The organism is Leclercia sp. AS011, from assembly GCF_037152535.1.
GTDB lineage: Bacteria > Pseudomonadota > Gammaproteobacteria > Enterobacterales > Enterobacteriaceae > Enterobacter.
The window spans coordinates 1,986,941-2,001,075 of record NZ_JBBCMA010000001.1 but is presented as its reverse complement, the minus strand read 5'-3'; the positions used below and the strand labels follow the sequence as shown (position 1 = coordinate 2,001,075).

Below are 14,135 nucleotides of genomic sequence, written 5' to 3'. Positions count from 1 at the left end.
TTGTAGGCCGGGTAAGGCGCAGCCTCCACCCGGCGAGACCCCCGCGCAATCTTAAACAAAATGTGAACGTTTCCCGCCCCGGAAATCGGGTAAGCTTTACCTGTTAAGAGTGAATAAGGCTGACCGATGAAGCAGATCCTGCTGGTGGAGGACGACGGCGATATCGCCGCGTTACTGCGCCTCAATTTAGAAGACGAAGGCTATGTGATCACCCACGAGGCGGATGGGGGCAGGGCGCTGCACCTGCTCGGCCAGGCCCACTGGGATGCGGTGATCCTCGACCTGATGCTGCCCAACGTTGACGGGCTGACTCTCTGCCGGGCGATCCGCCAGCGCGACCACTACCTGCCGGTGATTATTATCAGCGCCCGCAGCAGCGAAACCGAACGCATTCTGGGTCTCGAAACCGGGGCCGATGACTACCTCGCCAAACCTTTCTCGGTGCAGGAGCTGGTGGCGCGGATCCGGGCCCTGTTCCGCCGTCAGCAGGCGATGGGCCAGCAGACCTCCGGGCTGATCGCCGCCCACGGGCTGACCATCGACCCGCTGGCCCGCAGCGTCCTGCTGCACGGCGAGCCGATTGACCTGACGCCGCGCGAGTTCGATTTACTCTACTTTTTTGCCCGTCATCCTGGGGAGGTCTTCTCCCGCCTGGCGCTGCTGGAGCAGGTCTGGGGATATCAGCACGAAGGCTACGAACACACCGTTAACACCCACATCAACCGCCTGCGGGTAAAAATTGAAAAAGACGCCGCCGAGCCGGAGGTGATCCGCACCGTCTGGGGTAAGGGCTACAAGTTTGCCCGGGAGGCGGAATGACGCGTCGTCTGACCCTGCTGTTTATCCTGCTGTTGACGGGCTGTGCGGCAGTGGCCTGCGCGGTGCAGCTCTGGACCAGCATGCAGTACGGCAATGCCATGATCCAGCGCCTCTCCGGCGGGCTGGCGCAGCACATCGCCCAGCGTGAAACCCTGCTGGATGCCAACGGGCAGGTGGATCGCACCCGGCTCAAGCCGCTGTTCGACCGGCTGATGACTTTTAACCCCAGCGTGGAACTCTACATTCTCTCCCCGGACGGAGAGATCCTCGCCGACGCCGCACCGCCGGGGCATATCAAACGGCAAAAGCTCGCCATTGCCCCGGTGCAGCAGTTTCTTAGCGGCGGGGTGATGCCGGTCTACGGAGACGATCCCCGCACCCTGACGGGTGAAAAGGTCTTCAGCGCCGTGCCGCTGCACCAGGACGGCGTGCTGCGCGGCTATCTCTACATCATTTTGCAGGGAGAAGAGCTGAATGCGCTGGCGGAGCGGGCGTGGCACAAAACCCTGTGGAGCACGGTGGCCTGGTCGCTGCTGCTGGTGGCCCTGTTCGGCGCACTGGCGGGCGGGCTGGTCTGGTACTGGGTTACCCGGCCGGTGAAGCAGTTAACCGACGAGGTGAGTGGCCTCGATAGGGAAAGTATGCACGTCATTAAGCAGCTCGCCGCCCAGCCGCCGCAGGTCGCCCCGTCTGACGAAGTGGCCCTGCTGCGCAACACCTTTATCGAACTGGCGCAGCAGATCGCCAGTCAGTGGGATCAGCTGGCGGACAGCGACCGCCAGCGCCGGGAGTTCATCGCCAATATCTCCCACGATCTGCGCACTCCGCTGACCGCGCTGCTGGGGTATCTGGAGACCCTGTCGCTGAAATCCGGCACGCTTTCCGCCCAGGAGACCCAGCACTACCTCTCTATCGCCCTGCGTCAGGGGCACAAAGTGCGTCATCTCTCCCAGCAGCTGTTTGAGCTGGCGCGCCTCGAGCACGGCAGCATCAAGCCGCAGCGGGAGCGCTTTGCCATCGGGGAGCTGATCTCCGACGTGGCGCAGAAGTTTGACCTGGCGGTGGAGACCCGCCAGCTGCGGCTGGTTATCGACGTGCCGCGCCAGCTGCCGATGATCAATGCCGATCTGTCGATGATCGAGCGGGTGGTGACCAATCTGCTGGATAACGCCATTCGCCATACCCCGCCGGGCGGCGAGATCGGCCTGAAAGTGTGGCTGGAGGGCGAGCAGTTGCAGGTGGAGGTCAATGACAGCGGGCCGGGCGTGGAGGAGCATCTGCGCGATCAGCTGTTTATGCGGCCATCGGCGCTGAGCCAGCAGGCGTCACGGGATAATCGCGGCGGGTTAGGATTATTGATCGTCAAACGGATGCTGGAGCTGCACGGGGGTGGGATCAGGCTGATGGAGGCGGCGAAAGGGGCTCGTTTTCGCTTCTTTGTGCCGCTGTGAGTAATGCCGGGTGGCGCTGCGCTTACCCGGCTTACAAAACCACAAACCGCACTATTCGTAGGCCGGGTAAGGCGAAGCCGCCACCCGGCAAAAAACATTTACTGCGGGAACCACTGGTCGCTGATTTTCTGATAGGTGCCGTCGGCTTTAATGGCTTTCAGCGCGCCGTTCAGTTTTTCCACCAGGGCTTTGTTATCCGGACGGACCGCGATGCCCAGACCGGTACCGAAGTACTGCGGGTCGGTCACTTTATCCGTTGCGGTGCCCAGCTGCGGGTTTGTTTTCAGCCACTCATTCACCACCGCCGTGTCGCCAAACACGCCATCAATACGGCCATTCTTCAGGTCGATAATCGCGTTCTGGTAGCTGTCATAGGCCACGGTTTTTACTTCCGGATGCTTGTCCTGGAGGTATTTCTGGTGCGTGGTGCCGTTTTCCATCCCGATGCGCTTGCCTTTCAGCTCATCAAAGGATTTGTAAGCCCCTTTCTTCGCAATCACTACCGCCGAGTTGGCGTAGTACGGGTCGGTGAAGGTCACCTGCTTGCTACGCTCCGGAGTGATGTCCATCCCGGAGATCACCGCGTCATATTTCTTGAATTTCAGGGACGGGATCAGGCTGTCAAAGGCGTGGTTAGTAAAGGTGCACTCGGCCTGCATCTGGGTACAGAGCGCTTTCGCGAGATCGATATCAAAGCCGACGATCTGGTTGCTGGCATCCAGCGATTCAAATGGCGGATAAGTCGCAGAAACACCGAAATTGATTTTATCGGCGGCTGAAGCGCCTGCGGCGAAGGTTGCCAGTAAAGCGGCCAGAACTAACTTTTTCATTGTGATGCTCCCGTCTGTCAATCTTGTCATTATGTGCCGTGTCTGCGGCTGGGAGTTACAATGCCACTGAATGAATTTGTATGCAATAAAAATGATTAACTATTATTTTATCCATAAAAAAAGGCGGACAGGGATTAGACTTGTCCGCCTTCTTTAATCACATTGTATGCAGTTTTAGTTGCGACGTTCGAACGCCAGCGCTCTACGCTCAACCAGACGCATCAGCAGGGTCAGCAGGCCGTTGACCACCAGGTAGATCACCCCCGCGGCACCAAACACCATCACATCGTAGGTGCGTCCGTACAGCAGCTGTCCGTGGCCCATCACTTCCATCAGGGTGATGGTATAGGCCAGAGACGTACTCTTGAATACCAGCACCACTTCGTTGGAGTAGGAGGAGAGGGCGCGCTTGAAGGCGTACGGCAGCAGGATCGCCAGCGTATCTTTCTTGCTCATCCCCAGCGCACCGCAGGATTGCCACTGCCCGTCCGGGATGGCACGGATCGCGCCGTAGAACAGCTGGGTGGTATAGGCGGCACTGTTCAGCGACAGGGCCAGCAGGGCGCACAGCCACGGCTCGGAGAGCAGGTGCCACAGCACCGGGTATTCCTGCAGCGTCGGGAACTGGCCCGGGCCGTAGTAAATCAGGAAGATCTGCACCAGCAGCGGCGTGCCGGTAAACAGGGTGATGTAGCCGCGCACGATCCACACCAGCACCGGCGTTTTCAGCGTCAGGATAATGGTGAAAATCAACGCCAGCACCAGCGCCACAATAATCGAAGCGACGGTCAGCGTCAGGCTGGTGTGCAGCCCTTTCATCAGTTCGGGTAAGTAATCCAGCATCAGCCTGGTCTCCGTTCAAAGCGCGTCGCACGCAGGTCAATACGCTTGAGGATGTACTGACTGAGCAACGTGATCACCAGGTAGATAGCCGCCGCCACGATGTACCAGGTAAAAGGCTCCTGGGTCCGGGTGGCGATGCTTTTAGTCTGCAGCATCAGATCGTTAACGCTGATTAAGCTCACCAGGGCGGTATCTTTCAGCAGCACCAGCCACTGGTTGCCGAGGCCCGGCAGGGCGTGACGCCACATCTGCGGCATCACCAGACGGAAGAAGATTGCCGTTTTCGACAGCCCCAGCGCCTGACCGGACTCCCACTGACCCACCGGCACCGCTTTCAGCGCGCCGCGCAAGGTCTGCGAGGCATAGGCGGAGTAGAGCAGGGAGAGGGCGATCACGCCGCACAGGAACGGGCTGACGTCAAAGTTTTCAATCTGCATCTGAATCGGGATCTGCACCACGCCCAGATTGAGCGTAAAGCCGTCCGACAGCATCAGCAGCAGCTGTGAGGAGCCGAAATAGATAAACAGGACCACCAGAATTTCCGGCAGGCCACGAAGAAGGGTCACCAGTGCAGAGCCGGTCCAGGCGACAGGCCGCCACTTAGCCGACTCCCACACGGCAAAGATCATCGCCAGCACCAGGCCGATGATCAGCGCACAAACGGCAAGGCCGACGGTCATCCCGGCGGCGCTTGCTAATGGAAAAATTTCGTTCATCAGTTCTTACTTCTGGAACCATTTTTTGTAGATGGAATCGTACGTGCCATCCTGCTTCACTTTTTCCAGCGCGGTGTTGAATTTCTGCTGCAGCGCGGTGTTGCCCTGACGCACGGCAATGCCCAGGCCGGTGCCGAAATAATCTTTATCCGTCACTTTATCACCGACCGCAGCCAGCTTGTCGTTGGCCTTCAGCCATTCGGTGACCACCGCGTTGTCGCCAAAGACGGCATCAATACGGCCGTTCTGCAGATCCAGACGGGCGTTCTGGTAGCTGTCGTACGGCACGGTAGTGATTTCCGGGTGCTTATCCATAATGAATTTCTGGTGGGTGGTGCCGTTCTGCACGCCCACTTTCTTGCCTTTCAGCGCCTCAATAGAGGCGTATTTCCCTTTCTGACCGATGAACAGGGCAGAGTTCTCATAATACGGGGTGCTGAACAGAACCTGCTTTTCACGCTCGGGGGTGATATCCATACCGGCCATGACCGCGTCGATACGACGGAATTTCAGGCTCGGGATCAGGCTGTCAAAGGACTGATTGGCGAAAGTACAGGTGGCGTCGATCTCTTTACAGAGGGCGTTAGCCAGGTCCACATCGAAGCCGACGATCTTGTTGTTGGCATCCATTGACTCAAACGGAGGATAGGAGGCTTCGGTGGCGAAACGAATGGTCTCAGCCGCTGTTGCAGAGAGGCTAACGCTTGCCAGCAGGGCAGCAATCACTATTTTTTTCATTGTTCGTTCTCTCGATTCGATTAGTGAGACAGATAATTTCTGAACGCGTCGGTCTGCGGCTGGGCAAAGCAGCTCGCATCCCCTTGCTCAACGATATGACCGTTTTCCATATAGACCACACGACTGGCGGTTTTGCGCGCCACTTCCACTTCGTGGGTCACGATCACCTGAGTAATCTTTGTTTCCGCCAGTTCACGAATGATGCTGACGATCTGGGCGGTGATCTCCGGATCCAGCGCGGCGGTCGGTTCATCAAACAGCAGTACGGCTGGCTCCATCATCAGGGCGCGGGCAATGGCCACACGCTGCTGCTGACCGCCAGAGAGGTGCAGCGGATAACGATCGCTGTACGGCTTCAGACGCAGACGCTCCAGCAGCTTCTCGGCACGGGCCAGGGCCTGCTCTTTGGAGAGACCGAGCACGCGGCACGGGGCTTCGATCAGGTTCTGCTGCACGGTAAGGTGCGGCCAGAGATTGTATTGCTGGAAGACCATCCCGACGTTCTGACGCAGATCGCGGATCGCTTTCTCAGACGGCGTTTTGGCAAAATTAAAGTGATTACCGGCGATATCCAGAGTACCGGAGCGCGGCATTTCAAGCAGATTGAGGACGCGAAGCAGCGAGCTTTTACCCGCGCCGCTTGGGCCAAGCAGGACCAGCGTTTCGCCCTCAGGACAATTCAGGGTGATGTCGAACAGCGCCTGGTGTGCGCCGTAGAAGCAGTTAATGCCGTTTAGTTGAATACTCATCGGGGCAGTCTTTACTCATCCAGGCAATCTATAGCAATTGAGGCCGCAAATAGTACCGTTGACAGAATAGTTATGCAATATTTATGCGTTAAAAGTTAAATATAAACCGTAACTACCCCTAAACATAGCACAAAGTAGCGAGCGAAGATGGCGACGAGAATAAATGTCGGCATTCCTCACGAAATGCCAGACATTTTGCGGGGTTTTATCGGCTTAACGGTTCTCAATAGACTGGCGCAGGGTGCCCGCCGGGGCGTGGACGCTGCCGCCGAGGTAGCGCACGTCATCAATCGCCCAGCATTGCCCTTCACGGATCATCAGCACTTCATCCTGCCAGCTTTCGCTGCCCTGAGTCAGTTTCACCCGCAGCGGAATATTGCGCGCATCGGTATTCGGAATGGTCGAGGCGCTGGCGACTTCAGCCGTTTGCGGCGCAATGGTGCGGCTGGAGAACGGATCGTCTTTCAGCAGATTTTTATGCTGTGGATCGCGGCTGGCATCGCTCAGCAGCTGGGCCAGGTTATCGCTCAGGTAGGGGCGCAGCGCGGTGAAGTCGTTGCTGCGGTGCGAAATGCGGTAATCATAGAACTGTTGAGCCACCGCATCCGGGCCGCCGGTGATGCAGCTGCCGCTGCGGGTTCCGATATCCTTAAAAGCCGGGGTGACCGGAGTGGTGCAGGCGCTGAGCAGCAGCGCGCACGGCACTAAAAGCGTCAAAGCAGAATAGCGCATGTTGATTTCCTTATTAGGCTGCAATAATTAACTAACCTTTAAATGATAGCGTAACGAAGAGATAATGGTTTGTTCTTATACGCTTAGGCCTGTAACAAGGAGACCCATATGCAATTTTCAACCACCCCCACTCTGGAAGGACAGCCGATCAGCGAATACTGCGGCGTGGTCACCGGCGAAGCCATTCTCGGGGCCAATATCTTCCGCGACTTCTTTGCCGGTATCCGCGATATCGTCGGCGGCCGCTCCGGGGCCTATGAAAAAGAGCTGCGTAAAGCGCGTGAAATCGCCTTTAAAGAACTTGGCGAGCAGGCGAAGGCGCTGGGTGCCGATGCCGTCGTGGGGATCGACATCGACTACGAAACCGTTGGCAAAGATGCCAGCATGCTGATGGTCAGCGTCAGCGGTACGGCGGTGAAAACGCGCCGATGAAGAGCGGGATTGGGCCGATCATGCTGGCGCTGCTGCTGGCAGGCTGTGCGGCAGAAAAAGGGGTCGTCGATAAAGGGGCGTATGAAGTGGATGCCCGACGTCAGGCCCAGGCGGCCTATCCGCGCATCAAGGTGCTGGTGATCCACTACACCGCCGACGACTTTGACAGCTCGCTGGCCACCCTGACCGATAAAAACGTCAGCTCCCACTACCTGATCCCGGCGATCCCACCCCAGCACAACGGCAAGCCGCGGATCTGGCAGCTGGTGCCGGAGCGCGATCTGGCCTGGCATGCCGGGGTCAGCTTCTGGCGTGGCGCGACCCGCATCAACGACACCTCCATTGGCATTGAACTGGAGAACCGCGGCTGGCAAAAAAGCGGCGGTCAGAAACGCTTCGTGCCCTTTGAACCGGCGCAGATTGCCGCCCTGATCCCGCTGGCGAAGGACATTATCCAGCGTTACGACATCAAGCCGCAGAACGTGGTGGCCCATGCGGATATCGCCCCGCAGCGCAAAGACGATCCCGGGCCGCTGTTTCCCTGGCAGGCGCTGGCGCAGCAGGGGATAGGTGCCTGGCCGGATCCGGCCCGGGTGGCGTTCTACCTTAACGGCGAGTCGCCCTGGCAGCCGGTGGAGCCCTCGGCGTTGCTCGATCTATTAGCCCGGTACGGATATGAAGTGCCGGAGAATATATCTTTGGCACAGCAAAAAAGAATAATCATGGCGTTTCAAATGCATTTTCGCCCGCAATTATGGAATGGTGTATCTGATAAAGAAACAATGGCCATTGCGGAAGCGCTGCTGGAAAAGTACGGGCAAGGATAGCCCTGGAAAATTCCCTGTTTTACATCGGCTTATCTTTTTTGACTTAAGATTAATCTTAAGTACATCCGCAATTCATTTTTAGTTAATTGACTTAAATTTACCCACATCTACTATGTACCTATAGCTTGCTAAGCAATTTAGCAAATAATAAATATGAGAATAACTCTCACTCTATTCTACGATTTCTCTTTATCTGAATCAGGTCACTTTTAATCTGCTGCGATATTTTTTTTCGCCGCATAACTTTTATTTTAAAAATTGATAACAGGCATAATAATGTTAAGCATCTACGGAACGAACAGTCGTCCGCAACAGGCGATAGAGGCAATTATTGCGGCTACCGCCCATTGTCCGGAAAAAACCTTAAAGAAATGGCAGAAAATCATCACCGCGGACACCGATTATGTCCATGTGGTGGTGAGTGGTGAAGTGGAAATCCGCCGTCTTTCCGATGAATTAAGCATGTTTACGATGCGCACCCAGGGTCTTTTAGGGGTCGCTGCTATCTACAATAATGCGGCCCACATGTACGGCCTCGCCCGCACGCCCACCGTGATCCGCACCATTAAAAAATCTGATTTTGAAGCCATCATCCGTGAAAATAATCTCTGGTCAGAACTGATTCAGGTGTTGGGCTGGTATATCGGTATCCTCAGCAAGCGTGATGATGTGCTGGTCGCCCGCAGCGCCTATTCTGTGGTGCGCGAATTCCTGCTGGAAATTAACGATTTGATCCTGTTGCATAAGCGCGATATTAACGTCTATGACTATATTCAGGAATATACTAACCTGGCCCGCAGCACCATTATTAAAATTCTCTCCGACCTTAAGAAAGGCCATTATATTGTGGTCGAAAAAGGCAAGCTGATTACCATCAACAGTCTGCCGGAACGTTACTGAAATTTACCCGCCCGATCTCCTTCGTCTCAGCCGGAGGAGATTTGTTGTATCCCTTGTCCGTTATTCAGCGTCTCATCTTGCGGCTGTGGCGGCATTTTTCCTTGAGAATAATCTAATTGCTGCTCTTTCACGGCCTGCATAAACCGTTCCTCCAGGGAGGGGGTATGGCGGTCATCATGGGGAGCGGGCAGATCCTCATCCATTGGCACCTGTTGCCAGTCGGCTTCATTATCCCTCATCGGGCTCTGGTCCGGTGCGGGGAGCGGGGCCATCGGCAGCGGTTTTGGCTTCGGCTGCGGGAAGGGTTTCGACACATAGACATAGTGCATATCCGATACCTGAGTCTCAGGCGTGGCGGCGACTGCCGGTTTCGCGGCGGGTTCCGGGTGACGCAGGTTGTAACAGAGATGTGCGTACAGTCCGGCGATAACCATCGCGCACAGACAGAGAAGCGTGGCCAGCGCGCTCCCCAGCACTCCTTTTATCGAGGGCAGACGGTAAGAGAACCACACCGCCTCGCCGGTGGTATAGCTGCGCTGGGCAGCGAGACATATCGTAGACATTATGACGTTTTCCCCTCAACCGGCGTGGCGACCGCGCTGTCGCTCAGCGAGGTCAGAATGGCGGGCGTGGTGCGATTTACCCGCATCAACTGCATCAGGGTCTCTTCCCCCGGCAGGCCATCAACGTTCAGGTGCATGTTTTTCTGGAATGCTTTGGTCCGCGTCTCGAGGGTTTGCGTCCAGACGCGGGCGTGCGTTTCGGGCTCATTCAGGGCCTGACTCAGCTGGGCATCGAGCCAGCCCACGTCCTGGCCGTTGCTGGCGGCGGTGATCGCCTCTTTGCCCGACGGCGTCAGGCGGTGCAGCAGGGTATAGTTGCCGGTGGCATGCTGGATGAACCAGTTTCGGCTCACCTGCCAGGTGCGGTTGTTCATCAGTAGATCGAGAGAGTCTTTCCCGACCCGCGCCACCACCGCATAGTTGAGGTGGTCCCCGGTTTTCAGCTCGCTGACCCACGGATACCCCTCCTGCTCCAGGATCGGCAGCGGCGCGCTGCCCTGTTTACACTGCAAATTCACCCGGCCCGCGTTCTGGCACAGCGCCTCCCCGGCGGAGGCATCGTATCCCCACATGGTGTAGAGCTGATGCATGGCGTCCGGCTGGTTCACCACCTCGCGCTCCAGCACCGGCTGCGTGGGCGACGGCGTATGGCTCGCCTGGGGGATCCACCTGGCCGGCACCGGCGGTTTAAAGGGTAGCGCCGCGGTCAGCGCGTCGGAGAAATGCCAGCCGCAGGCCGCAAGCATCACGCAGGCGAACAGTCCCCCTGTCGCCAGACGCTTTTTGTGGCCCTGGGCCGGTAACACTTCCCTCGCCGCGAGGCGCAAATGACGCGTCCCGACCAGCCCGGCCCTTTCGGTCCATGCGGCCAGCAACGCCAGATGCGCCAGCGCGTTCAGCTGGCTGACGGAACCTCTGGTCAGGGCCCGCATCCGACGAATGCGGGCCGGTGTAAAGGGCGAGACCTCCGCGCCCTGGTGGGCGATGTGGGCCTGAATATAGTGATGACACTCGCGGCCGGTGAGGGCGCGCAGGGTATGGCGCGTATGCATCCGGGCACCGAGGCCGCTACTCGCCAGCAGGTGTGCCTCCTGATCCGGGGTGCCGGTCAGCAGGATCGTTAGCGGCAGATCGCACTCCTGCGCACGCGTAAGCAGCATGCCCAGCACCTCCCGGCTGCTGTCACGCATCCCCTGGATCGCCTGGATACTCAGCACCAGACCCTGGGTGCGACAGCGCGGGAAGGTTTCATGCCATTGGCGCAGCACGGCATCAATGGCATGAAGTCTGTTTTTGGCATCGGTGTTCTTCGGGTTGAGCTTATAGAGCAGGGCGCTGGCGCTCAGCGTCGGAAAGGCAGTGATTGCCACTCCGGCAGGCGTCTGGGCCAGCAGCTCGCGGGTGAACTGGCTGAGCAGGGATTCGTCGTCGGAAAACAGTCCCATCATCCCCGGCGTGCGCGATTTGTCCTTCAGCATGCCGAACACGTCCTGATGGTAGGGCACAAAGAACTCCCCCGCCGAACGGGTCACTCTGCTGAAAGGCTGACCGGCGAAATTAAAATGGCTCAGATACATAGCAACACACCCTGGAATGACAAAACCGATATTCGCTGGCGAAAGTACGGGATGGCGCAAGGAGGGTCAATTTCCGGGCTGGAGAAAAATATCCTCAATATCGGGCCTAACATTCCCCCTGATGAGGGTCAATATTTTTCTGCATTAAAGTTAATGGCAAAGCCGATGGAGCCACCGGTGGGCCATTATTACTATGAGCGGAAATCTGGTGCAGCGTCAGGCTGCGTATTTCTGCATTTTAAAGGCCCGTTAAATAATGACGATGCAGCGCTTATATGGACTCATAACGCCCTGTGTAATGTTTATTCTGCTGATATTAAGTGGACAACAGGGATATGTGGTCTTCAAAGAGTATAAAAAAGTCAGCGATAAGATCGCGGATCCTGATAATGCGATAAGCAGCGAGCCGGTTAAGGCCCAGCAATTTACCCTGTTCCAGCCCGCCGTTAATCAGGATGCTCTCCCGCGCACGGTGACAGCCCCCCTCGGGGCCGAGGTGGAGGGGATCATCAGCAGTGATGAAGCATGGATGTCGTTTGCGGTCATCAAAACCCCCTCCGGGCAGCAGAGCTACCGGGAAGGCGAGAGCCTGACCGGCTATAACGATGCCTGGGTCGAGGAGATCAACCCCGACAACGTGGTGATCAGCTACCAGGGCGCTCCCCAGACGCTGGCTCTCAAACGCCCCGACTATTTCAAAGGCGATCCCCCTGATACGCCCATCCCCCGGCCCGTGGCCGATGCGGGAGTCGATCACCTCCATCTCAACGACTATCTGGTGCTGAAGCCGTGGTTCGATAAGGGGCAGCTCAACGGCTATTACATTATGCCGAAGCATGCGTCGGCTTTTTTCAGCCACAGCGGACTGGAAAAAGGCGATGTGGTGGTGAAAGTGAATTCCGTCGATATGACGAAAGAAGAACAGGCGAAAAATATTATCGCCAGCTGGTCGAAAATGAGAGAAGCGGAAGTCGTCGTCAGACGTCACGCTCACCTTGAAAATATTCGGGTTAATGTTTTAAACAATTAACAAGTGCAAAGCCATGAAGAAAATTCCCTGGGCGTGTCTGGTATTGACCGCCGCCTCGCTCTATTCCAGCTCACTGCTGGCGGCCAATTTTAGCGCCAGCTTTAAAAATACCGATATCCGCGAATTTATCGATACGGTAAGCCGCAACCTGAATAAAACGATTCTGGTCGATCCGTCCGTGCAGGGCACCGTCTCGGTCCGCACCTATAACGTGCTGACCGAGGAAGAATATTACCAGTTCTTTCTCAGCGTGCTGGATGTCTACGGCCTGTCGGTGATCCCGATGGATAACGGCATGGTGAAAGTGGTGCGCTCCAGCGTGGCCCGTACCGCCGGGGTGCCGGTAGCCGATGCCAATAATCCCGGCAAGGGCGATGAGATCATCACCCGGGTGGTGCGCATGGAGAACGTGCCGGTGCGCGAGCTGGCGCCGCTGCTGCGCCAGCTGAACGATGCCTCGGGCATTGGCAACGTGGTGCACTTCGAACCCTCCAACGTGCTGTTGCTGACCGGGCGCGCCTCGGTGGTCAACCGGCTGGTGGATCTGGTGGAGCGCGTCGATCGCTCCGGGGTGCAGCGCCGGGAGATCGTCCCGCTGCGCTACGCCTCTGCCAAAGCCCTCTCGGAGATGCTGAACAACCTTAACAACGAAGAGCAAAAAGGGCAGAACGCGCCGCAGCTGGCGACCAAAGTGGTGGCCGACGACCAGACTAACAGCCTGATCATCAGCGGCCCGGAAGACGCCCGGGCGCGCACCCGATCGCTGGTGGGGCAACTGGATCGCGAGCAGAACAACGAAGGCAATACCCGCGTCTTCTACCTCAAATACGCCAACGCCAGCAAGGTGGTGCCGGTGCTGACCGGGATTGGCGAGCAGCTGAAAGACAAAGCCGGGGCGGCAAAAGGCAAAACCCCCTCTGCCAGCAGCGATCTGAACATCACCGCTGATGAAGCCACCAACTCACTGGTGATCACCGCCCAGCCCAACGTGATGAATTCGCTGGAAAAGGTGATCGACAAGCTGGATATCCGTCGTCCGCAGGTGCTGGTGGAGGCGATCATTGCGGAGGTCCAGGACGGAAACGGTCTTGACCTCGGCGTGCAGTGGACCAGCAAACATGGCGGAGTGCAGTTTGGCTCCACCGGTCTGCCCATCAGCCAGATCAAGAATGGCTCGATGAAAGGCACCAGCTTCACCGGCCTGGCGACCGGTTTCTTTAACGGCGACTTTGGTGCCCTGATGACCGCCCTCGCCAGCGACGGCAAAAACGACATTCTTTCAACCCCGAGCGTCGTCACCCTCGATAACAAAGAGGCCTCCTTCAACGTTGGTCAGGATGTGCCGGTGCTGGCCGGATCCCAGACCACCAGCGGCGACAACGTCTTTAACTCGGTAGAGCGCAAAACCGTCGGCACCAAGCTGAAAATTGTGCCGCAGATTAACGATGGCGACATCATTCATCTCAAGATTGAGCAGGAGGTCTCCAGCGTCGATGCCAGCGCCACCGAAGATGCCAGCCTCGGCCCGACCTTCAATACCCGCACCATCAATAACGAAGTGATGGTGCACAGCGGCCAGACCGTGGTGCTCGGCGGCTTGATGGAGAACAACACCAAGCAGAACGTCTCGAAGGTGCCGCTGCTGGGCGATCTGCCGCTGGTCGGGCAGCTGTTCCGCTACACCACCCAGGACACCTCGAAACGTAACCTGATGGTCTTTATCCATACCACCGTCCTGCGCGACGACGACACCTACAGCGCCTCGTCGAAAGAGAAATACGACCAGATCCGCGCCCGTCAGCAGCAGCGGCTGGAGGAGAAAAAGCTGGGCATCGTTGCCCCGGAAGGGAACGCCGTGCTGCCCGCTTATCCGACCGCGGCCAGCACCACGCCGGCCAGTCGCAACCCGTTTAAAGAGTAACCTCGAG

General features: G+C 57.5%; 16 protein-coding genes. 8 read left to right on the top strand and 8 right to left on the bottom strand.

Features of this window, described 5'->3' with window-relative positions:
• Nucleotides 1-126 precede the first annotated feature (126 nt).
• Both WFO70_RS09510 and WFO70_RS09505 read left to right on the top strand, forming a co-directional pair.
• Nucleotides 127-819 carry a response regulator transcription factor gene (locus WFO70_RS09510; RefSeq protein ID WP_337015825.1) on the top strand — a complete coding sequence of 231 codons (693 nt, stop codon included), beginning with the start codon at nucleotides 127-129 and terminating at the stop codon, nucleotides 817-819.
• A complete protein-coding gene (locus WFO70_RS09505) occupies nucleotides 816-2,270 on the top strand; it encodes a sensor histidine kinase (RefSeq protein WP_337015824.1) in 1,455 nt (484 codons plus the stop codon). The genes WFO70_RS09510 and WFO70_RS09505 overlap by 4 nt, the downstream gene beginning before the upstream one ends.
• A 98-nt stretch (nucleotides 2,271-2,368) precedes the next feature.
• Here WFO70_RS09505 and artJ read toward each other — a convergent pair whose 3' ends face one another.
• From artJ to WFO70_RS09475, 6 genes are all read right to left on the bottom strand, one after another.
• Entirely contained in the window at nucleotides 2,369-3,100 is a 732-nt protein-coding gene (artJ, locus tag WFO70_RS09500) for an arginine ABC transporter substrate-binding protein ArtJ (protein ID WP_142488860.1), read from the bottom strand.
• A gap of 174 nt (nucleotides 3,101-3,274) precedes the next feature.
• On the bottom strand, nucleotides 3,275-3,943 hold the full coding sequence (gene artM / locus WFO70_RS09495) for an arginine ABC transporter permease ArtM (protein WP_333850369.1): 669 nt from the start codon (nucleotides 3,941-3,943) through the stop codon (nucleotides 3,275-3,277).
• Nucleotides 3,943-4,659, bottom strand: a complete 717-nt coding sequence (artQ, locus tag WFO70_RS09490; RefSeq protein WP_032617286.1) for an arginine ABC transporter permease ArtQ — start codon at nucleotides 4,657-4,659, stop codon at nucleotides 3,943-3,945. The genes artM and artQ overlap by 1 nt, the downstream gene beginning before the upstream one ends.
• A gap of 6 nt (nucleotides 4,660-4,665) precedes the next feature.
• Nucleotides 4,666-5,397: an arginine ABC transporter substrate-binding protein ArtI gene (artI, locus tag WFO70_RS09485; RefSeq protein ID WP_337015822.1), complete on the bottom strand. Its 732-nt coding sequence runs from the start codon at nucleotides 5,395-5,397 to the stop codon at nucleotides 4,666-4,668.
• Between the two features lie 20 nt (nucleotides 5,398-5,417).
• Nucleotides 5,418-6,146, bottom strand: coding sequence for an arginine ABC transporter ATP-binding protein ArtP (gene artP / locus WFO70_RS09480; RefSeq protein WP_337015821.1), 729 nt, complete (start codon nucleotides 6,144-6,146; stop codon nucleotides 5,418-5,420).
• Between the two features lie 213 nt (nucleotides 6,147-6,359).
• On the bottom strand, nucleotides 6,360-6,878 hold the full coding sequence (locus WFO70_RS09475; RefSeq protein WP_337015820.1) for a lipoprotein: 519 nt from the start codon (nucleotides 6,876-6,878) through the stop codon (nucleotides 6,360-6,362).
• A 108-nt stretch (nucleotides 6,879-6,986) separates the two neighbouring features.
• Between WFO70_RS09475 and WFO70_RS09470 the strand changes: the two genes are divergently transcribed.
• The 3 genes from WFO70_RS09470 (at nucleotide 6,987) to WFO70_RS09460 (ending at nucleotide 9,037) form a co-directional block, all read left to right on the top strand.
• Nucleotides 6,987-7,310 (top strand): heavy metal-binding domain-containing protein, encoded by a 324-nt coding sequence (locus WFO70_RS09470; protein WP_271269368.1) that lies wholly within the window; start codon nucleotides 6,987-6,989, stop codon nucleotides 7,308-7,310.
• A complete protein-coding gene (locus tag WFO70_RS09465) occupies nucleotides 7,307-8,137 on the top strand; it encodes an N-acetylmuramoyl-L-alanine amidase (protein ID WP_337015819.1) in 831 nt (276 codons plus the stop codon). The genes WFO70_RS09470 and WFO70_RS09465 overlap by 4 nt, the downstream gene beginning before the upstream one ends.
• 276 nt (nucleotides 8,138-8,413) lie before the next feature.
• The gene (locus WFO70_RS09460; protein WP_337015818.1) at nucleotides 8,414-9,037 is read left to right on the top strand and encodes a helix-turn-helix domain-containing protein; all 624 of its coding nucleotides are present in this window, start codon (nucleotides 8,414-8,416) and stop codon (nucleotides 9,035-9,037) included.
• Nucleotides 9,038-9,063: 26 nt separating this feature from the next.
• On the opposite strand, the gene WFO70_RS09455 is transcribed toward WFO70_RS09460, so the two are convergent.
• Together WFO70_RS09455 and WFO70_RS09450 are read right to left on the bottom strand one after the other, a co-directional pair.
• The gene (locus WFO70_RS09455; RefSeq protein WP_337015816.1) at nucleotides 9,064-9,600 is read right to left on the bottom strand and encodes a hypothetical protein; all 537 of its coding nucleotides are present in this window, start codon (nucleotides 9,598-9,600) and stop codon (nucleotides 9,064-9,066) included.
• The gene (locus WFO70_RS09450; protein ID WP_337015815.1) at nucleotides 9,600-11,177 is read right to left on the bottom strand and encodes an ExeA family protein; all 1,578 of its coding nucleotides are present in this window, start codon (nucleotides 11,175-11,177) and stop codon (nucleotides 9,600-9,602) included. Before WFO70_RS09450 ends, WFO70_RS09455 begins: the two co-directional genes overlap by 1 nt.
• Between WFO70_RS09450 and WFO70_RS09445 the strand changes: the two genes are divergently transcribed.
• Genes WFO70_RS09445 through gspD form a run of 3 tightly spaced genes read left to right on the top strand, consistent with a single transcriptional unit; the run spans nucleotide 11,163 to nucleotide 14,128 of the window.
• On the top strand, nucleotides 11,163-11,534 hold the full coding sequence (locus WFO70_RS09445) for a hypothetical protein (RefSeq protein WP_337015814.1): 372 nt from the start codon (nucleotides 11,163-11,165) through the stop codon (nucleotides 11,532-11,534). The two genes, WFO70_RS09450 and WFO70_RS09445, sit on opposite strands and share 15 nt — an antisense overlap.
• Nucleotides 11,476-12,207, top strand: coding sequence for a type II secretion system protein GspC (gspC, locus tag WFO70_RS09440; protein WP_337015812.1), 732 nt, complete (start codon nucleotides 11,476-11,478; stop codon nucleotides 12,205-12,207). The genes WFO70_RS09445 and gspC overlap by 59 nt, the downstream gene beginning before the upstream one ends.
• A gap of 13 nt (nucleotides 12,208-12,220) precedes the next feature.
• Nucleotides 12,221-14,128, top strand: a complete 1,908-nt coding sequence (gspD, locus tag WFO70_RS09435) for a type II secretion system secretin GspD (protein ID WP_337015811.1) — start codon at nucleotides 12,221-12,223, stop codon at nucleotides 14,126-14,128.
• Nucleotides 14,129-14,135: the final 7 nt, after the last annotated feature.